Source organism: Sinobacterium caligoides, assembly GCF_003752585.1.
GTDB lineage: Bacteria > Pseudomonadota > Gammaproteobacteria > Pseudomonadales > Sinobacteriaceae > Sinobacterium > Sinobacterium caligoides.
The window spans coordinates 424,071-444,379 of record NZ_RKHR01000005.1 but is presented as its reverse complement, the minus strand read 5'-3'; the positions used below and the strand labels follow the sequence as shown (position 1 = coordinate 444,379).

The following is a 20,309-nucleotide window of genomic DNA, read 5'->3' as shown; positions in this document are numbered from 1 at the left end:
ATTAAATTTCCATTACAGTGTTCAAAGCAGAAGGCTTTTGAAGAACCTGCCTACTGCTAAGGCTATTACACTGTGTTTTGCTACAGGACTGTATCGTGTCGTCTGATGAGCTCTAATTATTACAGGTGCTACCGTAGCCTGTGCTAAGTTGCAGTATTAACGGGTGAGGCATAGAATGGGCCAGTTTTCTATGGCATACGATTTTATGGCGGGTATTTTTAAAGGAGATAGCCTTGCTGGATGAGCTTGGTGGTATAAAGCTACAGCCCGATGCGCTGCGCTGGTTAATGACGGCGAAGGCCTTGAAGGAAGAGCTATTGACGCGCATTGCCGCGGCGGCAGATTCTATCTATATTACGGCACTTTATCTTGAAGATGATGAGGCGGGCCGGGAGGTTTTGGCGGCGCTGTTGGCGGCTAAGGAGCGCAAGCCTTCGATCGATATCAAAGTTTTTGTCGACTATCACCGAGCACGGCGTGGCCTGATCGGGCAGCGAGGCGAGGGCGGCAATAATCAGCTCTATCGCCAGCTGATGCAGCAGGCTGAGCATCCTATTGAAATTCTAGGTGTACCGGTTAAGTCACGTGAGGTCATGGGGGTTTTGCACCTCAAGGGCTTTATCATTGATGATAGGGTGATTTACAGTGGTGCCAGCATTAATGATATCTATCTACATCAGAAGGATAAATACCGGATCGATCGTTATCATGTGATTCACTCTGCTGAGTTAGCCAGTACGATGAGGGAGATGATACGGCGCTGCTTGATTGATTCGCCGGCGGTCTGCTCACTGTGTGATGACGAGGCATCGGAGACAATACCGGATAAAGCGTCGATTCGTTTGTTTAAGCACGGCCTGGCTAAGGCAAGCTATCAGTTTGATGGCGTTACCACGGGTAATAGGGTGACGCCGCTACTCGGTCTGGGTCGTAAGCACAATGAACTCAACCGCGTTATTGTCGATATGGTCAGGGAGTCTAGAGAATCACTGTTTATCTGTACGCCGTATTTCAACCCGCCTTATATCCTTGCGCGTGCCCTCTCCAAACACCTACGTGATGGTAGGCGTATTGATATCGTGGTGGGTGATAAGACGGCCAATGATTTCTATATCCCGCCCGAAAAGGAATTCTCTACTATTGGCGCGTTGCCTTATATGTACGAGCAAACGCTACGGAAGTTTGCCAAGCGTCAACAGTGGGCGATTGATAAGGGCTTACTCAATATTCACCTGTGGAAAGAGGGCGGCAATAGCTACCATTTGAAAGGGGTGAGCGCCGATGATTCGCTGCATCTGCTGACGGGGAGCAACCTCAACCCTCGCGCCTGGGGCCTAGATGTCGAGAACGGACTGTTATTGCACGACGAGTCTGGCGTATGGCGAGAGTCCTTTAAAGAGGAACAGGAGCATATTCTCCAGCACGCTCAGCGTTTGGGCCATTATCGAGAGGTAGAGACCCTGCGCAACTACCCGGCTCCGGTGCGCAAGGTCATCAAGCGGATTCGACGTCTGAAAGCAGACTTATTGCTTCGTAAGATTTTATAGGCTGTTCTCGGTGCATAGAGCCTATAGCGTTTAGCCCTAGCCCTAGCCCTAGCCCTAGCACCTAGCATCTAGCGAGAGAGCGGTTAAAACCGCTCCATTAGGTGGTTGAGGAAGCGTGTGACGATGGTGATTTCCTCGTCACTAAACTCGCCTTGGATAGCTTCATTCATCTCCTGCAGCAGAGGGGCGGCAGCCTCGATTTTAGATTGCCCTTTCTCGGTTAAATACAGCTGTGAGGCGCGTCTGTCGATACTGCAAGCTTCCCTACGGATCAGGGCATTTTTCTCCAGCCGTTGTGTGAGTCCGGTGACGGCAGAGTTATTCAGGCCAAGCCCGTCGCACATCGCCTTGAGTTGACAGCCTTCATTTTTGGCGAGCAAATACAGTGCAGCCAGCTGTTTTATCGTTACTCCTAAGTCTTTTTCACTGCGTTGATCGACGTGTTTGTAGAGTCTATGTTGGGACATGTTAAGCAGGAAAAATAGCCGCTTTTCCATTCGATTGTTTCTAACCTCGTTTTTTAACTTGTTGATATAGCTTAGTGAATGTAATTGAGAGGTAAAATACTTACTAGCGACACCGTCACAGATGATGCATGTCAATGGCGGTTGTAGATGAGCATCGTTTAATAAAGTGCGTGGCCACTTAGCAAAGGTGTTTGTTATAGGTTTCGTTAGAATACTGGGCTAGCATGTAATCAAGGGAGTTTTTATTTTGCTGGAGAAAATTGCAAAGGCGGCACCTCCTAGGGGCTTTAAGTTGATGTTGTTCCGAGCGCCGATCTATCTTTATCGGTTTAAACTTGGTTTTTTGTTGGGTAAACGTTTCATCTTATTACAACACTGGGGGCGTAAGTCAGGAGCTCTGCGACAAGCAGTAATCGAGGTCATTGGCAGTGATCAATCGGCGGGTATTATTTATTCAGCGTCAGGCTTTGGGGTAAAGTCGCAGTGGTATCAAAACATTGTTGCCAATAATGAGGTGTTTATAACCTCTAAGCAGCGGAGTTATCGTGCCGAGGCCAGGGTGTTGAGCAAAGAGCAGGCTGAGCCCGTACTGCTGCGCTATGCGCAGGCACACCCCCGTGCGATGAAGGCTGTTGCTCGGTTATCAGGCTATAAGATAACCGCGTCGAAACAAGATGTGGTTGAATTTAATCGATTAATTAACATAATAGAGTTTACGCGAACAGACTAAACTTAAGGATAGGGATGCTTTGCTGACGATATTCTTAGTGATGATATTCATACAGGGTTAACACTATCGATATTCAAACGTTAATAGGGGCTGTGCTTCTAGCCTTCCACATCATGGGAATTATTTCCTCTGTGCACGCGGTGATGAGTACACGGACATCGCAGGGTACGATAGCCTGGCTTGTCTGTCTTCTCACGTTCCCCTATTTAGCTGTGCCCGCATACTGGGTGTTAGGCCGGAATAAATTCAACGGTTATGTTACCGCTCGACGCAGTGCCAGCGGGCGTTTAAGGCCCCTTGTCGCAGAGGCTGGGCTTTCTATCGCCCCCTTCCGTTTGCCAGAAGGCGAATCTATGGATAGCGTTAGAGCGGCAGCTGCCCTTGCTCGCTTACCGGTTTTGAGTGGCAATGATGTTGAGTTGTTGATGGATGGCGAGGCCTGTTTTGATGACATTTTGTCCGGGGTTCGTCGTGCCAAAAACTATGTCCTCTTTCAGTTCTTTATTATCAGGGATGATGGTCTCGGTCGCCGTGTCAAAACCACGTTGATGGAGAAGGTGGCTGAGGGGGTGCCGATTTACTTTATTTACGATGAGATTGGTTGTCATGCTTTGCCGGAAGCTTATTTGCTAGAGTTGCGTGAGGCAGGCGTCGAAGTTGCTGCATTCAATACGCGCAAGGGCAAGGGGAACCGCTTCCAGATTAACTTTCGCAACCATCGCAAGACGGTTATCGTCGACGGTGACAGTGCCTGGTTGGGTGGTCACAATGTTGGTGATGAGTACTTAGGTAAGAGTCGCCGCTTTGGTCATTGGCGTGATACTCATATGCGTATTGATGGGCCGGCCGCGCTGGCGGTGCAGCTGTCCTTCGTTGAGGATTGGCACTGGGCAACGGGATCGATACCGGCCTTGAACTGGCAGCCGGCTGCGGGGGCGCGAGGCGATGATGCTCGGGTGTTAGTGATTCCCAGCGGCCCTGCAGACTCGTTAGAGACGGCCAATTTATTGTTCGTGCATGCGATCAACTCGGCACAGGAACGCATCTGGATTGCCAGCCCTTACTTTGTCCCCGATGAGTCGATTGTGACGGCGCTGCAGCTTGCGGGGTTGCGGGGGGTGGATGTGCGGGTGTTGATCCCTAATAAGCCAGATCACTTGTTGGTCTACCTAGCTGCCTTTGCCTATATCGATCAATCCAGCGAGACGGGGGTGCAGTTTTATCGCTATACCCATGGCTTTTTACATGAAAAGGTGACCCTAATCGATAGTTCTATAGCGACGGTAGGTACGGCAAATCTCGATAATCGCTCATTTCGGCTTAACTTTGAAATTACTGCGGCTGTAGCTGATGAGCCATTTATCGCTTCTGTTGAACAGATGTTCATCGATGATTTTTCTCAGTCTGAGCTGATGAAAAAGAACACACTGGCGAATAAACCGTGGTGGTTTCGTTTTGTGGTTCGCCTTGCCAAGCTAGCGGCTCCTGTGCAGTAACAGGGGGAGATACAGCACAGGTTGTCTACTCTTTTATTTTAAGGCGATAACAAGATCTGTAACTTCACTTCTCTCTATCTTAAGGTTTTTTCTTCAACGTTTTTTAAATGCTAAAGCCTGCTAATTTATCCGCAACAAAAAGTTAGGCTCGCTGTTCATAACACTCTCCATGCGGTGACGTATCGTTGAAAAGGTGGTGTGGTGTTCTCGTCGAATGATTTCGGTGGCGAGTGTTTTTTAGCTATTTGCGTTAATTCAGTGCTTTTATTTTTTTATTGATTGATTCATGCGTTTATCATCTGAAAATTCTTTCATTCTACAGTGCTAGTCGATAGTATCCCTGCCCGAAACTTAAGCTTGCTTGTGAGTTTGTGAAGACGTATTTAGTTATCTTTTGTGTTGATTTCTAGCTCTTATACAAAATCGAATGGATGTCGGTAAGAATAAATAAAATAACAATCTGGAGATTGTGAAATGAGAGTGTTGAGTAAAAGCCCGCTTTTTCTAGCGGTTGCTACTGTTGTATCGTCGCTGAGTCAGCCTGTTTTTTCTGCAGAAGAGCATATGGTAGAGGAAGTGGTTGTACTAGGTAGTCGCAGCAAAAAACCGAGGACTGCGATGGATTCAGCGGTGCCCATTGATGTGTTCTCTGCTGAAGAGCTCTCTTCGGCGGGAAATACGGCAGATATTATTGATGACCTAAAGGCTTTGGTACCTTCCTTTACAGCAATACCGGCAACCGGCGATGGTAGTGCCTTTATTCGCCCGACCTCATTGCGTGGCCAGGCACCGGACCAAACCTTAGTGCTGGTTAACGGTAAGCGTCGCCATCGCTCAGCGCTCGTACAGTTTTTTGCCTCTGCGGCAGGTAACGGAGCTCATGCGCCTGATATCGGCATGATTCCAACAGTCGCGCTGAAAAATGTCGAGGTGTTACGTGATGGTGCATCGGCCCAGTATGGTGCTGATGCGATCGCCGGTGTGATGAACTTTCAGTTGAAAGATAGTGCCGAGGGGGGCTCTGTCGAGCTCAAGTATGGCGAATATTACGAGGGCGAGCAATCGGTTAAGGTATCGGCTAACGGGGGTGTTGCTCTCGGTAAAAGTGGCTTTATCAATGCCAGTATAGAAGTGACCGACAATGAAGCGCTATCGCGTGGCTTACAGCGACCTGATGCACAGGCGCTAATCGATGGTGGCGTACAAGGGGTAGGGCAAGACAGCCCCTTTGATGATGCGCCCTTCGCTCAGACATGGGGGCGTTCAGAGGCGTCTGCTACGCGCTTTTTCATCAATTCTGGTTATGACTTAAGTGATAGTCTTGAGGTTTACGGGCATGCGAACTATGCCAAAACAGAAGGTCGCTATCGCTTCTTCTACCGCCCAGGCTATATCGATGACTGCAGTACAGCGCACTCAACCATTAGTACACTGTGTGATGAAGGCTTTGCGGGTTTACAGCAGGGTTATACGCCTTATCTGGATGGTGACCAGGAAGATTTTAGTGTTGTTGGTGGCCTCCGTGGTGAGCTGACTAACGGCCTTATCTATGACTACAGTGTTGGCTATGGTCAGAATGCGTTGGATTACTTCCTCAATAATACCCTTAACCCCACATTGGGGCTCAATGCCAGTGGTGAGCCTTGGCAGCGTGACTTTGATGTCGGAGGCTATGAGCAGCAAGAGATTAACGTTAACGCTGATTTCTCCAAGCAGCTGACGGACGATATTAACCTGGCCTTCGGTGTTGAGTGGCGGGAGGAAACCTATATTGTTAAGCAGGGCGAGGCGGCCTCTTATCAAGGCGAAGGCTCTAACGGTTTGAGAGGATTTGGTCCAGCAGATGCCGGTGAGTTCGATCGTGATAACTATGCTGTTTATGTCGATATCGAGCAGGATATTACCGAGGCGTGGATGGTGCAGTATGCGGCACGCTACGAAGACTTCTCTGACTTCGGTAGCACACTCAATGGTAAGTTGGCGACCCGCTATCGCTTAACCGATAGCGTGGCGCTCCGTGCCGCAGTGTCGACGGGCTTCCATGCGCCAACGCCAGGCCAGTCTAATGTGCGTACGACGATTACCACGTTCGACGGTACGACAGGATTACAGCAAGAAGAAGGCTTGGTATCTCCTACGAGTCCAGAGGCCTTGTCAGTCGGTGGTGCAGCACTGACCGAAGAGAAGGCGATCAACTACAGTGTTGGTTTCACGGCGATGTTAGCAGAGAATGTGAACCTTTCTGTCGACGCTTACCACATTGAGGTGGATGACCGTATCTATCGTACGGGGGACATTGTTCTACCTGATGGACGGAGCATTTCGTTTTACACCAATGCGCTTGATGTCGAGACCAACGGTATCGATGTGGTGCTGAGTGCTAATCAAGAGTGGAATGCGGGCGTCAATACGCAGCTTAGCTTCGCCTTTAACTATAACAAGATGGAGGTGACAGATCAGGCTTCTGTTGGTGGCATTTTGCCCGTGAGTGATGCGACGGTTGAAGATATAGAGCATAACTATCCCAACGAACGCTTTGTGTTATCGGCGAACACCTTCTTTGCCGATAATTGGAATGTGCTGGTACGTGCTAACTACTATGGTTCGCACTATGACGAGCGTGGCACGATTCACGACCCGGTACAGCCATCCGCCGAGATAGATCATATCGTTTATATCGATCTCGAGGTCGGTTATGACTTTAACGAGAACCTGCGCTTTGCTGCCGGTGGTACCAATATATTTGATGAGTATGTCAATGAGATTGGTGAGGGCTACGCTAATCGAGAGAGTGTGGGGCTGCAGTACTCGCGTCGAACACCGGCTAACTACGATGGCGGTGCTTGGTACTTGCAGACGACCTATAACTTTTAAACTCAGTCAGTGCTTCGGCTAAAGTCGCGGGGGCTCTCTTGCCTCAATGCAAGCGATGTCATGTTGTTTAGAGTGGCTTTGGCGATGGAGTGAGAACGAAAAAAGAGCAGCGCAGGCTGCTCTTTTTTAGTTGTATTAAGTGGGTTGAAAGGGCAGCAGTTTACTTTATACCTTGCATCTTCAATGCTGCGATAACACCGGTATCTTCCATCATGCTGTCAAAGAAACGCTTTAACTCAGGGTATTGATCCAAAGGTTGCGCCCAACGTAACATGGCAAAGGCATAGGGGTCAGCGATTGTGCGCTTACCTAGAGCAATGTGATTTTTGCCCTTCATATGATGGTCGAGGTGCGTCAAAAATTTGGCGATTAATAAACTCCCCGCTTGCCTAACTTTTGCGTAGGCTTCTTCACTTTCGTCCACCGTATAACGGCCGGGGCTAAAATAGGGGTAGAACGCAGGGTGAAGGTCTCCCGTCAAAAAAGCCAGCCATTTGTCGAGTTCATAATTCGAATCAATCGTGCCTTGGGCTGCCAGCTCTGCTTCTGGGTATTTTTCTGCAATGTATTTCAAAATAGCATCGGCTTGCGTCATCAAACGATTACCATCTTCTAAGGCAGGAACTGCGCCGAGTGGATTAACCTTTAAATATACTGGATCACCAAGTTTTACACCTTGTGTATCATAGTTAGCGCTCGCCCATTCTAAGGCTATATGGGGAGCAAGTGCGCATGTGCCTGGAGCAAAGTAAAGTTTCATGAGGTTTTTCCTGTGGGTTGGTCCTTGGGGTATGCGTGTGAGTCTCGGACAGAGAATTTAGAATGCTGATTGAGGTAACCGATTAATGCATCACTCGTTTGCTGAGACCAATTAAGTTCTGTAGTCGACTGTTTCATATATTCTAGCCATGCTTCCCTTTGAGGCGCCGTAATTTTTAAACCATAGTGAGAGCGCACCATTGTCGAAAAGCCACCGCGAGTTTCGGTATGTCGTGCAGGACCACCAAAAACCTCTGTAAACCATGCGGCTAGTCTTCCTGCATGATCTTCCTCGGGTCGATCAAACAGCTGTGCCAAGAGAGGATCCGCTAAGACTTTGTTATAGAAATGTTCACACAACTCGATGAATTTGCTTTCGCCACCAACAGCGTCAAATAAGGTAATAGATTTCATGCTCAATGCCTGTAATACCACATTGGCGCCTAATGACGACGCCTGTTACATAAATTAGGGGGAGATCACTTACGCTTTAGTTAAAAACGGTTGCTTTGATAATCGGCAAATGCCTGCGTTATCTCATCCTTTGTGTTCATCACAAAGGGGCCACCACGGGCAACAGGCTCATTGAGTGGTTGGCCTGCGACTAACAAGAAACGACTGTTTTGCTTGGCTGTAATGCTTACCTGTTCCCCCTCCTGGCTCAGTATTGCTAGGCTACGTGCTTCAATAGCGCTGTTACGCTCGCCCAGTGTTACGTCTCCTTCAATCATGTAGATAAACGCGTGATGAGTCTTTGGTAGCTGCTGAATAAACTCATCACCGGCTTGTAGCTGAACATCCATGTAGGTGAGATCGACATGGGTATCTTTTATTGCCGCTTCAGTACCTAGGTCGGTACGGCCCGCGATTACACGGATCTGACTGCCGCTTTCCCACTGCTCAACCGTGTCGGGGTTGGCTGGAAACTCTAAGTATTTTGGGGTGGTCATTTTGTGACTGCGAGGCAGGTTAACCCATAGCTGAAAACCTGCTAGCATACCGTTTTCCTGCTCCGGCATTTCAGAGTGTATGATGCCGCTGCCGGCGGTTATCCATTGCATGCCCCCGGATTGAATAATGCCTTCATTACCTGCGCTGTCCTTATGGCGCATCCGCCCTTCGAGCAAGTATGTAACAGACTCGAAACCTCGGTGCGGGTGACTGGGAAAGCCACCGATATAGTCCAGCGCCTGGTCAGACTCGAAAACATCCAGCATCAGGAATGGATCGAGCATATCGAGCTCACGTGTACCGATCATGCGTGTCAGCTTGACACCGTCTCCATCTGACGTAGCTTGACCAGCAATCGTGATTTTCAGTTGTCGATTTTTGCTAGCGATGTGTGTTTTTGCGTTCATTACTAATCTCCGTACGAAATGCCTGAGTTGATGACACTTCTCCCGTGATACAGGCCAGAGTTGGTCTGTACTTTGTTGCTGTGTAGATTAATTGTTGTCAACTGTGGAATAAACAGTGATTTTGGTCTTTAATAGTTCTTGTTTTGAGAACAATAGAGGCTAAAGAGAGAAATTATGGGTCAGCTAGAAGACATGCAGATGTTTATCCGTGTCGTTGATGCCGGTGGTATTGGCCGTGCGGCGGATCAGCTGGGTATCGCGAAGTCGGCGGTCAGTCGGCGCTTGAGTGAGCTGGAAGAGCGCCTTGGTACGCGGTTGATTCAGCGCACGACACGGCGCTCCAGCCTGACAGATTTTGGCGGCAGATATTATCAAGAGGCGATGAAAATCGTGGATCATATTGCCGAGATTAATTGTGAGGCGACTAAAACAGCCACCGATGTTTCAGGTGTGCTGCGTGTTGCTGTGCCGCTCTCTTTTGGTCTGCTTCACCTCAGCCCGGCTATCGACTTATTCACCCAGCGGTATCCAGATATTGTCATCCAGGTTGATTTCTCAGATAGAGAGGTTGATTTGGTCGAGGAGGGCTTTGATCTTGCGATTCGAATTGCCAACTTGAAGGACTCCAGCCTGCAGGCGCGAAAAATCTCCACGGTACGTCATAGGTTGGTCGCCAGTCCGGATTACCTTTCGCGTAAGGGGGCACCGCATAGTCCTGAGGCGTTGATGCAGCACGATATTTTGAGCTATGGCTACGCACGCAATTTTGTTTGGACTATCGATGATACTGAGGGGGTGGAGCATCAGCTGAAACTGAACAGTAAGATGGCGACTAACAGTGGTGACTTTCTCGCGAAGATGAGCGTTGCAGGTCATGGTATCTCGATGTTGCCAAGCTTTATTTGCTGGAAATCATTGGCTGCAGGTGATCTGGTTACCGTATTACCCGAGTGCGGATTACCCACACTGACGGCTTTTGCCGTTTATCCCCGCAGTCGATTTCTGCCGCTACGGGCGCGATTGTTTATTGATTTTATTCTCGAGCGCTTTGGCGATAATCCTTACTGGGATCACTTCGACTAGCGAGTGAGTGCATGCGTTACCTTCACGATGGCGTTGACTTTATTATCTATTGTTAATACAGTTGTTTCTGTACTAACAGAAATAATAGCTTAATCATATCGTTGTCTTCGTATTTTGATCCGATTATGGATCTTATAGATAGATAAATAGGTGAGTGAGAGATGGAAATTACGCCGTTGATGGAACGCTATATATTGCACTGGGGCGAGATGGGCACGCGTTGGGGGGTGAACCGTACTGTTTCTCAGATTCATGCGCTGCTTTACCTTAACGTTAAGCCTATGCCGGCGGATGAAATCGCGTCACTACTGTCGGTTGCTCGCTCCAATGTGAGTACCAGTATTAAAGAGCTGCAAAGCTGGGGGTTAATAGAGCGTTCGAGTGTGTTGGGTGATCGACGCGATCACTTTAGCGCGAAGGGAGATTGTTGGCACATGCTGCTAACGATTGTCGAGGAGCGTAAGCGCCGTGAGATTGACCCTATTTTGACGATGCTTCGTCAGTGTGAACTCGAAATGTCGGAAGATGAGGCGACTCCAGAAAGTGTCAAACAGCAGATTCGGGAGATGTCACACTTTGTTTCTACCTTGACGGCTTGGTATGAGCAGATCAGTACACTGCCGCAAGCGACGTTAATGAAATTATTTGCTATGGGAGCGAAGGTAGCGCGTTTTATTCCTTCGGTGAGTCGTTCGTCAAAATAGTATTTAGCGGAACTACGGAGAGTTAATCTGTCATCGTAAGGGAGTGATGATGAATAGCCTATTAGCGTGTTGTTTAGATAAGAAGCAATTTGAACGGCTACCAACAGTGGTGCGTCGAGCACATGAGGGGAGTGTCTTGCTTCGGGGGGAGGCCAAAGTCGAGCGTGGCGGCTTTTTTGCGCAGTTGATTTGTCATCTGCTGCGCTTGCCGCCGGCCCGTGAGCGTTGTCTGCTTGTGGTCAAGGGGGAGCATTCACCCGGTAAAATGCGTTGGAATCGTCAGTTTGATGACCATGTTATGAACTCGAAATTTTATCGGCGCGATGAATGCCTCGTCGAGCAGCTGGGGCCGCTTCGCTTACAGATGCGACTGTCGGTGGAGAACGAGGTGCTGCTCTATCGCTTAAGGAAAGTCAGTTGCTTTGGTGTGCCGATCCCCCGCGTACTATCACCGTTAGTGATGGCGCGTGAGCGAGAGGAGGGAGGGTTTTATCGTTTCGATGTCTCAGTCTCGCTGCCTGTTATTGGTCTACTCGTGAGCTATTCCGGCAACTTGCGCGTGATCAGCGAGCCTACGACGGAGGAGGTTACTCAGTGAAGTCATCATATTCTGCAGAACAGCTGATGTGTCGCTACCCTCAGATCATCCTCTTTGATGGGGTCTGTCACTTATGCTCGGGCTGGGTGCAGTTTGTTATCGCTCGCGACCGAGGGCAGCGCTTTTATTTCTGCTCGGTACAATCGGCGGTGGGTAAATTACTGTTGGCGGAATGTGGGCTACCGATGCAGTCTATTGAGACAATGGTCTATATTCAGGATGGAACCGTTCACCTGCGATCGACTGCTTTCTTGCAGGTGGTGCGGCAGCTGTCGGGAGGTTGGCCGTTGCTGTCTTTAGGTTTATCTCTCCCGGCCAGTATTAGAGATGCGCTCTACACTTTGGTGGCTCGCAACCGCTATCGTATTGCGGGGCGGAGAGCGCAATGTTGGCTGGCTGACGAGTCGCTGCGACAGCGCTTTATTGATTGAGGGCGATGATTTTTTTGCGTGAAAGATTGTTTTAGAGGTTCTTTAATGGACTGTTTTAGAGGTTTTTTTAGAGATTAATTTATAACATTTTAAGGAGTGAAACTGTCGCCATGTTGCAGGTTGAAGCGCTTTCCGTGTCATGTTTTGAACGCTATCGCGGCGATAGAAAAAATATTCTGCTCAGCGGTGGCACCGGCTTTATTGGCTCGAGGCTCGTGCCTGTGCTCGTCGCGCTGGGGCACCGGGTGACGGTGTTGACGCGCAGCGCCAAACGAGTGCAGGGAGAGGCGGCCTCATCGCTGTGCTATGTCACCGACCTGTCCTCATTGGGCGATGACTTTGCGGTTGATGTAGTGATTAACTTGGCGGGGGAGTCGCTCGCGGCACATCGCTGGAATAAACAGCGTAAGGCGCAGTTTATCGCGAGCCGACTGCAGGTGACGGAGCAGCTGCAGCAGCTAGTACAGCGCCTGCAGAAAAAGCCGGAAGTATGGATCAACGCCTCGGCAATTGGTTTTTACGGCCCTCACGGTGATGAGGTGCTCACTGAAGAGGGGGCGGTTGTTGAGGGCTATTCACATGGGCTCTGTGCTGTCTGGGAGCGTGCGGCGCAGCGCATCGAAGAGGAAGGCGTGCGAGTCTGTATCCTGAGGATTGGCATGGTGCTGGGGGAGGGCGGTGGTCCGCTGCAGGAGTTAAAGCAGCCGTTTACCAAGGGGGTGGCGGCGCAGATTGGCGATGGCAAGCAGTGGGTTTCCTGGGTGCATCGTGATGATATCGTATCGATGCTACTGTTCTTGATGACGAAGCCGGCGTGTCACGGCTGTTTTAATGGTACCGCGCCGTTGCCGGTGACCAATGCGCAATTAACAGAGTTGATGGCTGAGCACTACCGTATTCTTCTGCGCTGTCGGATGCCGGGCTGGTTACTGAAACTAGCCGTGGGTGAGCTGGCCGAGGAGGTGTTGCTGACCGGACAGCGCGTCGTGCCACAGAAGCTCGAGGCGGCAGGCTTTCTGTTCCTCTATCGCGACCTTGGTAGTGCGTTAACGGCCCTGTTGACTCAGCCGGCTGAATGATTTTCTCCTTTGAGTGCTCATGTGGCTCTGTTTTCCCTTGCGCGACCTGTATGATAAGGGCAATTTCTTCAGCGATGAGACAGCCGTTATGAGCCCGCAAAAACCGTCGTCGACCTCCTTTGATCAGGTCCGTGCCGCGCAAATCGAATACAACAACAAACGTGCCAAGGGCTATCGTGAGCAGGCGTTAAAGCTCTACCCGTGGGTTTGTGGCCGATGTACGCGGGAGTTTGACCGCAAGAACCTCTCTGAATTGACCGTTCACCATGTTGACCACAATCACGACAACAACCCCAGTGATGGCAGCAACTGGGAGTTGCTTTGCATTTATTGTCACGACGAAGAGCATACCAAGTTTGAGAACCTGGTTCGCTACGGTAGTACGGTCGATAAGGAGGTGAAGGCGGCGACCTATAACCCCTTTGCCGACTTAAAGGCGAAAATGAACAACAACTAGCCGAAGCCTGCGGCCTTAAAATGTGCCGCAGTCGACACTCTTAGCCTATTGATAATTGACCATTTCTTGATGGTGGTCGCGCTATTGTTGAAAAGAGTACGGTTCTGTTTGTTATTTGCGTGGCGTTAATTATATTTAATAGCGCGGTAAATAATGTTGTTGCCGTTTAATGATTGAGACATAGGAGAAGAACACGTGAAAAAACTAGGTTGTTTACTACTGGGTTTGTCAGCCATCGCTCTAGCAGGTTGTAATGGCCTAGATCATAAAGAAAAAGCAGCTGAGCTAATCGGTGGTGAAGGCGGATTACCGCCAGAGTACCTGCAGATTCCGAACTGGAAAGACTGCTTGTCGACCGAGAATATGGGTAGCTTTAGTGAGTACTGCATGCCGACGACTGATAAGCCGGCGAACTGCCCACAGGCGTCTTGGGACAAGTTGAAAGAGATCAAAATGAAGGCGTGCTCATAAGCACTTAGCCTGATTATAGAGATAGAGTGAAGTTAACAGTGGCGGCGCAACGCCGCCACTGCTCGTCTCTTACTGCTCCACTTGGTAAAGGAATTGCCCATCTACGTCGATCTTACCCTCTGTTAACCAGTGTGTTGAAAGCACTAGCTTGGAGATGACGACCTCGTTTATTGAACCATCCTCTTTAAATACAGGAGCCATTAGATCCCCGTGGTATGTCGTGTGTACGGTATTGTCATAGAGGCCTGCTAGTGCGATATGCGGGCCCTCTGGTGTGAAGGCGGCACCCTCGCTACCGGTCAGTTGTGTATAGTTGCCAGCTTTGAGTAAAGGCAGCGTGCCACCGAGCGCCGAGGGTAGGTAGCTATCAGCCACAAGGGTATCGTTGGGTACGACCTGATCGTTTTGTACCATCGTAAGTAGGCTTGGGGTGGTGATCTCGCTGATATGGTTTACCGGGTCGGTACCGTCCAGCATGGTCTGTGCCGCATAGCCGAAGGCCTGGAAGAAGACACGATGGCATATATCCGTTGCTATGCCAGTACAATTCGTCGCCTCGAATGCCGTATAACCCTCGCTGGCCAGTAAGCCTTCGACAACGATGTCACCGAGCTCTGGAGAGTTGAGGAGCAGGGGTACGATACCGCCACCAGGGACATCGAAGTGGGCGCGGGAAACCTGGAACAAGCTATTGGCGAGGTCGCCCTCGACGGTGTCGCCGGCGAGGTCGTCACTGTTGATCGGGCGGTCGGCGGCAGCCACATAGTTGATGCCGGTAATGCCCCCGAGTGAGACGCCAACGATACCGACGCCTGGCGTCGTAGCATCATCCTGTTGTTGCAGCGTCAGCCGGCTCAGCGGTGAACCGTCAGGGTGCAGGCGGCTATCGGAAAGAGCGAGGCCGACCGCGGCGCGCAGGCTGACCTGATCAATGGCCGACTGGCGGAGGTTGTCGCGGCTGACTAGCAGTGAGTCGAGGGACAGGTAAGAGTACATGACTTGTTTGTCGTCAGTAGGATCAATGCCGGCGGCATGGCGGCTACTGTGTTTGGGTAGGTCGATGGCTAAGATAGCCTGGCAGTTGCCGGCGGGCGGAATAACTGCACCACTGTTAATGGTTTGCAAACCATACATGACGGCATCCGAGCTAAAGCGGCCGAAACCGTGAATAATTAGGTTAACAGGCACGGTGCTACCTGCCGGGCAGAGGCTGTTAGTCGTCGACGGCATCCATAGAAGGTAGCTTACTTGTTGTGTCGACCTCAGCTGGGGCATCGGGCTGTAGCGGGTCACGAGGCGTTCGCTATCGAGGGGGGTGCTGCCGTCGGCGAGGGTCAGAGTCTTGCCAGTAAGTTTGGCGAGCACGGAGGCCTGTGCCGCAGGGTTGCTCAATAACTGAGCCATCTCACTCTCGGAGATGCCGTAGCCGATAAGCTGCTGCTGGATGGCGGCGGCGTTATCGTCACCCTGGGCTAGGGCGATGGCGATTTTGCGCAGGCTCGGTGTGGCGCTCTGCCAAGGGTGGTCGAGTTGGCCGTCGGGGCTGGTGCCGGCGTCCGATGGGTTATCGAGAAAATAGGGGAGGGTGACTGTTCCCTTATATATCTCGACTTGAGTGGCAGCATATAGAGTTGGAAGCAAGGCGATTTGATCAGGCTTAGTACCCGGGGAAACTATATCCGTAGGATTTTGTTTTGTGGGCTCGGTGATCTCGAAGAGATCTTCGACGGTAATGTTGGCGTTATCCTCTACTCCCCAAATGCCGGCGACGTCTTGGCCGCTAAGCTTTGCCTGTATCGTGCGGTAGGTGGCGACTTTGACAGCGTGTAGGCTGTTGCCCGCAGATTCGGTCTCGAACCAGGTGGAGAAGATGATGTCTTTGCTGTTGGTGCCGCTCGCCTGGCTGATGGTTTGTTCGACAGCATGAGTGACTTTTTGAATGGCGGCAAACTCTTCGTTTGGCGCGTTGTCGTTCGACTTGAGCTTCTCGTAAGAAACGGAGGCACCGACAGCCTTGCCGTTGACGTCTTTCAGTTGGTCGGTCACAGCGAACATATAGTTGCTGGCCGGTTGTAGCGGCATTAAGAAATTCACCAATAGCTTCTTACCCACGGTAGATACAGCGTAATCGCGGCCTTCCTCGAGTACTCTGGTCGTACCAGCGACGCCCGTTGTGGGGTTAAAGGCTTCAATGATCACGAAACCGGCTGAAGCGCTGGCGGGGTCTAAGTCTTTCCCTTCAAAGGCAATGTCGATCGGTACGCTGAGCCCCCAGCCATCCATCTTGCCGATGGCAACTGCGGGATCGTTGATGTTAGTGCTGTAGTCAGCGCTGCCATTAAAACCATCGGCGGCGAGGGTGCCATCACTCTGATCCATGGCGATGAACGATGGGGTAACCAGTACTTTATTGGCAGCGAACAGATCGAATTTAATTTGTGTTTCGGGGCGCTTGGGGACGGTGTCGTCACCGGAGGTGCCGCCACCACCGCCGCCACAGCCGACGAGAGTAATGGCAGTGCTAACGAGCAGCGTGATTAAACGTTTTTTCATGTGATATACCTGTCAAAGATGGGTTGAGGGGGAGAGCATCTCGCCCCGTCTTAGAGTTAGAGCTTGTAGTTAACCTGCAGTGAAGCGAGGTAGGCATCGCCGTTTGACTTAAGTGCGTAGTCGTCATCCAACAAGGTGCCGCCTTCGGTGAACGAGGCTTCCTCGCTCTGGACATAGGCAAGGCCGGCATCGAAGGAAAGGCTGTCGCTGTAGTGGTAAGTGGCGCCGGCGGTGTACCAGTAACGATTGGAATCAGGAATGCTCAGCGTCGGTTGGCCGCCTTTTTCGTCATAGGCGAGGCCGGCGCGCAGTGTCCACTGAGGGTTGAGCAAGTAGCTGGCTCCGACTGCGTAGCGCATGCTGTCTTCGAAGTCTTCATCCTTGGCGAGACAGACACCACTCTGGCCGTGGTAGCTGCAGTCAGAAGAGGTTGCCTTAATTTCTTTAAAGGCGCTCCAGTCGGTCCAGAGAATGCTGTATTGCACAGAGACACGGTCGTTCAGCTGGTGGAAGCCTGAGAACTCGGCGGTGGCGGGTAAGACAATGTCGAGCTCGCCATCGACTTTTTGACCGCCGGGACTAGGTAAGCCGGGAACGACCTGACCGGTGTAATCGGTAAAGTCACCTTCGAAGTTGAGATCAACTTGTGCACGATAGCTTAAGCCAAAACGATTATTCTCATCGAACTCGTACAAACCACCAACATTCCACCCCCAGCTGTAAGTATCGCCAGCAAGTTCAATCGTTTTGTCGCTGGGGGCGGGGTGTGTGGGAAACCAGTTGGCATCGGCACCATAGCGACGAATGAGCTCGGCATCGGCATAGACGAGGCTGATACCACCACCGACACTGAGTTGGTCGTTGACCTTATAAGCAAGGCTGGGGTTTAGGTTCAAGGTGATAAGCGAGGTTTTGCCGGCAGCGGTACCGGGTGCAAAGCTCTCGTCATAGTCGCTGGTGACACCGTAGTTGGAAAACAGCCCTAGGCCAAATGCTAACTTGTCATTGATTGGCTGTACAAAATAGGCGGCAGGCACGGCCTGAGTCGGGGCTATATCGTGGGCGGTCTGGTGGCGACCGTTGCCATCGGTGGAATCAACGTCGATATCGGCATCGATGACGGTAATGGCACCGGACACCTCGGCACGTTTAAAACGCGTCATTGCCGCGGGATTTCTTGCAATTACAGCAGCATTATCTGCCACGGCAGCCTCACCGGCAAAGGCCCGCCCCAAACCGGACGCAGACTGTTCTGAAACTTGAAAACCAGCGCCGTAGGAGCTGAGGGAGACGGTCGCGGCCGTGATGGCGAACGGGAGTGCTTTCATCTTAAGAGACATTAAATGATACCTTGTTAGGTTATACGGTGAAACGCTCAGCGATAAGAATTGAGAATTAGGGAAGTCGATGTAAACGAGTTGAACTGACTAGATAACTATCCTGTCAGAGATGATGTGAAGGTCGAAAAATATTTTTTCCTAGTAAAAAATTATTGTTATCGTATTTTTTGTTGCGGGTAGTAGAGTCTTTATTAATCAAAGCTATTAGAGACTGCTAAGAGTTGAAATAGTCGTGCTAATTGTTAGTCAAAGTTACTATTTAACCAATAAATAGTTTGTGGCAGATCAGACGGAAATTTTTATTTGCCGATGTTGTCGCCCCAAACTTTATGTGCAAGATCATAATATAACCAAACGTTGAACGCCATCACCTTTCGCGAACACTAACGAAAAGTAATATTTAGAAAATGAACAGTAAGATTTGAATGATTTAAACAGTGTTAGCGAGGATTAGTGCGTTTTTTTAACTCGGAATATGGTCTTTTATCAATGATTCTTCGGGTTTTTAATTTTATTTTTGTTTTGCGCTAAACTTTAAAGTGTCGGCCCAATGTGTTCAGCTATTACATTTTATGGAGTTTAGCGGTGATCTGCGTCCACTTGTTCTATAAAGACACCGGTGGTAAAAGAATGTGGTCATGTGGTCATGTGGTGGTCGGCTCGATAAACGCGTTGATCGTTTGCAAGTGTTATTTTGGAGATAGATGATGAATAAATTAGCAGTCAAAGTAAGGGAAGCAGCAAGCGAAGATTGTTTAGCTATTGCCAAGCAGCGTATTGACTCTTGGTGCCACGCCCATCAAAGCATTATTGATGAAGATATCTTGCTAGGGCTGGATTTAGAAGCTCGAGTTATTGCTTGGGAGAAGGCTTTAGGGCCCCCGGGTAAGCTGATTGTCTCGACAGTCGACAATAATATTACAGGTTTTGTTTATGTTCGATTTCACGACAATAGCGAATCCGTAGGAGAGGTTGTTGCACTTTATTTACAGTTAAAATGGGTTGGCGCTGGTCATGCAGGAGAGTTGATGAGAGCGGCGAAGTCTTATTTACACCGAAAGCGTAGCGATCCGGTCTTTGTTTTGACTTTAGAGAATAGAGCAAAAGAAAATGAGATTTATGATGCGGTAACAATTCGTCGTGATAGCCGCCGAAAAATAATCGCGGCGGGGGGACTATTAGAAAGCGACTATCGCAAATACTTACACTAATGTTTTAGTGACGTTTTTTGACTCGATAGTTGTTGCAGAGAATTGACCAAATAGTCTTTGCTCTGTTGAACTAGGACGGTTAAAACGACGATAACTGGCATGATGGCAAGGGTCTGCATCAGTGATAGTGACTGGAAACCGATGACGCTCATACCCCAGCAGATCAGCGTCCATTGAATGACGTACATTGAGGTTACTCGTTGACTGCAGAAGTTGAGGAAGTCGACGGCTCGGTTGTTGACACCGGATTCAGTGACTTTATGGATCAGCCACATCAGCGCGAAGTTGATGCCTAACAGGTAGATGACACCGCCGGGGCCAAGGTGAAAGAAGTTACCGAAGTGATAGTCGAACCGCCAGTAACAGAGGCTGCCACCGATACAGATGCAAGCGAGCGCTGGGACCGGCAGACGGTTGAAAATGGTACAATAGTTCCAGTTGTTATCGCGTATAAGCATGCCGATGAACATGCCGAATAAGATGAAACTCATCCACGGAAAGAGCGGGAAGTAGACATGAAAGCTATTACTGAAAAATAGTTTCGCAAGATAATCGAGGCCGGCGATTTGAGGGGTGTAACCACTGAGTTCACGGGAGATGGCTAGAATGGCCAAGGCAACGACTAGCACGGTGTATTTGTTATGCAAATACTGTCGAACAGCGGCGAGCAGAATCAGCGATAGCCCGGCCATTTGCAGGATATCGCCGGTGAGTAATAAATAGCGCCATTGACTGGCGTTGAGGGGGTGGGCCCAGCCATAGGCCTGTATGAAGTTTTCGGGCATGATGCCAAGCGCGATGGGGACGAGAAACTTTAAACCATTCATCAAGTAGCCGAAGCACAAAATCAGTAATCCTTTGCGCAGGGTGGCAAGCGCTGATTGTTGCTGTGATGTCAGCATAGAGATACCCATGCAGAGTAGAAATGCGGGGGTACCTTTACCAATGAAGTGAATAACGTGGCCAAGCCACGATGCAGATTGTGTTGCTTGATCGGCATACATCCAGAGCGTGTGGACTAATATCATCAAAAAAACGGCGAGGCCGCGGCCGAGATCTACGGCCATTAAACGCGGCGGTCGGGGGGCTAACTCTCCACTCATAGTGGTACTTCCTTATTAACAAAGCGGCCGTCAACGGCCGCGGTAATT

At 50.0% G+C, this 20,309-nt stretch carries 19 protein-coding genes; 12 read left to right on the top strand and 7 right to left on the bottom strand.

From position 1 onward, the window contains the following. Nucleotides 1-233: 233 nt before the first annotated feature. Nucleotides 234-1,547, top strand: a complete 1,314-nt coding sequence (pssA, locus tag EDC56_RS14220) for a CDP-diacylglycerol--serine O-phosphatidyltransferase (RefSeq protein WP_123713232.1) — start codon at nt 234-236, stop codon at nt 1,545-1,547. An 83-nt stretch (nt 1,548-1,630) separates the two neighbouring features. On the opposite strand, the gene EDC56_RS14215 is transcribed toward pssA, so the two are convergent. Next, a complete protein-coding gene (locus tag EDC56_RS14215) occupies nt 1,631-2,044 on the bottom strand; it encodes a MarR family winged helix-turn-helix transcriptional regulator (protein ID WP_123713231.1) in 414 nt (137 codons plus the stop codon). A gap of 217 nt (nt 2,045-2,261) precedes the next feature. Between EDC56_RS14215 and EDC56_RS14210 the strand changes: the two genes are divergently transcribed. The 3 genes from EDC56_RS14210 to EDC56_RS14200 all read left to right on the top strand — a co-directional run bounded on the left by EDC56_RS14210 (nt 2,262) and on the right by EDC56_RS14200 (nt 7,114). After that, on the top strand, nt 2,262-2,744 hold the full coding sequence (locus tag EDC56_RS14210) for a nitroreductase family deazaflavin-dependent oxidoreductase (RefSeq protein ID WP_123713230.1): 483 nt from the start codon (nt 2,262-2,264) through the stop codon (nt 2,742-2,744). Between the two features lie 92 nt (nt 2,745-2,836). Beyond that, nucleotides 2,837-4,240, top strand: coding sequence for a cardiolipin synthase (gene cls / locus EDC56_RS14205; protein WP_281273368.1), 1,404 nt, complete (start codon nt 2,837-2,839; stop codon nt 4,238-4,240). Nucleotides 4,241-4,714: 474 nt separating this feature from the next. Next, nucleotides 4,715-7,114 (top strand): TonB-dependent receptor plug domain-containing protein, encoded by a 2,400-nt coding sequence (locus EDC56_RS14200; protein WP_123713228.1) that lies wholly within the window; start codon nt 4,715-4,717, stop codon nt 7,112-7,114. Nucleotides 7,115-7,274: 160 nt separating this feature from the next. On the opposite strand, the gene EDC56_RS14195 is transcribed toward EDC56_RS14200, so the two are convergent. The 3 genes from EDC56_RS14195 to EDC56_RS14185 form a co-directional block, all read right to left on the bottom strand. Next, on the bottom strand, nt 7,275-7,874 hold the full coding sequence (locus EDC56_RS14195) for a glutathione S-transferase family protein (protein WP_123713227.1): 600 nt from the start codon (nt 7,872-7,874) through the stop codon (nt 7,275-7,277). Then, nucleotides 7,871-8,287 carry a globin domain-containing protein gene (locus EDC56_RS14190; protein ID WP_123713226.1) on the bottom strand — a complete coding sequence of 139 codons (417 nt, stop codon included), beginning with the start codon at nt 8,285-8,287 and terminating at the stop codon, nt 7,871-7,873. The genes EDC56_RS14195 and EDC56_RS14190 overlap by 4 nt, the downstream gene beginning before the upstream one ends. A gap of 80 nt (nt 8,288-8,367) precedes the next feature. Continuing rightward, the gene (locus tag EDC56_RS14185; RefSeq protein ID WP_123713225.1) at nt 8,368-9,231 is read right to left on the bottom strand and encodes a pirin family protein; all 864 of its coding nucleotides are present in this window, start codon (nt 9,229-9,231) and stop codon (nt 8,368-8,370) included. Nucleotides 9,232-9,405: 174 nt separating this feature from the next. Between EDC56_RS14185 and EDC56_RS14180 the strand changes: the two genes are divergently transcribed. The 7 genes from EDC56_RS14180 (at nt 9,406) to EDC56_RS14150 (ending at nt 14,054) form a co-directional block, all read left to right on the top strand. After that, nucleotides 9,406-10,314, top strand: a complete 909-nt coding sequence (locus EDC56_RS14180) for a LysR family transcriptional regulator (protein WP_123713224.1) — start codon at nt 9,406-9,408, stop codon at nt 10,312-10,314. Nucleotides 10,315-10,475: 161 nt separating this feature from the next. Next, nucleotides 10,476-11,018 carry a GbsR/MarR family transcriptional regulator gene (locus EDC56_RS14175; RefSeq protein WP_123713223.1) on the top strand — a complete coding sequence of 181 codons (543 nt, stop codon included), beginning with the start codon at nt 10,476-10,478 and terminating at the stop codon, nt 11,016-11,018. Between the two features lie 49 nt (nt 11,019-11,067). Then, nucleotides 11,068-11,616 (top strand): DUF4166 domain-containing protein, encoded by a 549-nt coding sequence (locus tag EDC56_RS14170; RefSeq protein ID WP_211333709.1) that lies wholly within the window; start codon nt 11,068-11,070, stop codon nt 11,614-11,616. Then, on the top strand, nt 11,613-12,047 hold the full coding sequence (locus tag EDC56_RS14165; RefSeq protein WP_211333708.1) for a thiol-disulfide oxidoreductase DCC family protein: 435 nt from the start codon (nt 11,613-11,615) through the stop codon (nt 12,045-12,047). The genes EDC56_RS14170 and EDC56_RS14165 overlap by 4 nt, the downstream gene beginning before the upstream one ends. Nucleotides 12,048-12,157: 110 nt before the next feature. Beyond that, nucleotides 12,158-13,126, top strand: a complete 969-nt coding sequence (locus EDC56_RS14160) for a TIGR01777 family oxidoreductase (RefSeq protein WP_123713220.1) — start codon at nt 12,158-12,160, stop codon at nt 13,124-13,126. A gap of 88 nt (nt 13,127-13,214) precedes the next feature. Beyond that, nucleotides 13,215-13,583 carry a YajD family HNH nuclease gene (locus tag EDC56_RS14155; protein WP_123713356.1) on the top strand — a complete coding sequence of 123 codons (369 nt, stop codon included), beginning with the start codon at nt 13,215-13,217 and terminating at the stop codon, nt 13,581-13,583. A 195-nt stretch (nt 13,584-13,778) separates the two neighbouring features. Continuing rightward, nucleotides 13,779-14,054 (top strand): hypothetical protein, encoded by a 276-nt coding sequence (locus EDC56_RS14150; RefSeq protein WP_123713219.1) that lies wholly within the window; start codon nt 13,779-13,781, stop codon nt 14,052-14,054. 69 nt (nt 14,055-14,123) lie between these two features. Here the strand turns inward: EDC56_RS14150 and EDC56_RS14145 are convergent, their stop codons facing one another. Next, nucleotides 14,124-16,607, bottom strand: a complete 2,484-nt coding sequence (locus EDC56_RS14145; RefSeq protein WP_123713218.1) for a hypothetical protein — start codon at nt 16,605-16,607, stop codon at nt 14,124-14,126. Between the two features lie 56 nt (nt 16,608-16,663). Then, the gene (locus EDC56_RS14140; protein WP_123713217.1) at nt 16,664-17,947 is read right to left on the bottom strand and encodes an outer membrane protein transport protein; all 1,284 of its coding nucleotides are present in this window, start codon (nt 17,945-17,947) and stop codon (nt 16,664-16,666) included. Nucleotides 17,948-18,651: 704 nt separating this feature from the next. Here EDC56_RS14140 and EDC56_RS14135 point away from each other — a divergent pair. Further along, nucleotides 18,652-19,158 (top strand): hypothetical protein, encoded by a 507-nt coding sequence (locus EDC56_RS14135; RefSeq protein ID WP_148059421.1) that lies wholly within the window; start codon nt 18,652-18,654, stop codon nt 19,156-19,158. On the opposite strand, the gene EDC56_RS14130 is transcribed toward EDC56_RS14135, so the two are convergent. Then, complete coding sequence (locus EDC56_RS14130) at nt 19,155-20,261, bottom strand: heparan-alpha-glucosaminide N-acetyltransferase domain-containing protein (protein ID WP_123713215.1); 1,107 nt, start codon at nt 20,259-20,261, stop codon at nt 19,155-19,157. The genes EDC56_RS14135 and EDC56_RS14130 overlap by 4 nt on opposite strands. Between the last annotated feature and the right edge of the window lie 48 nt (nt 20,262-20,309).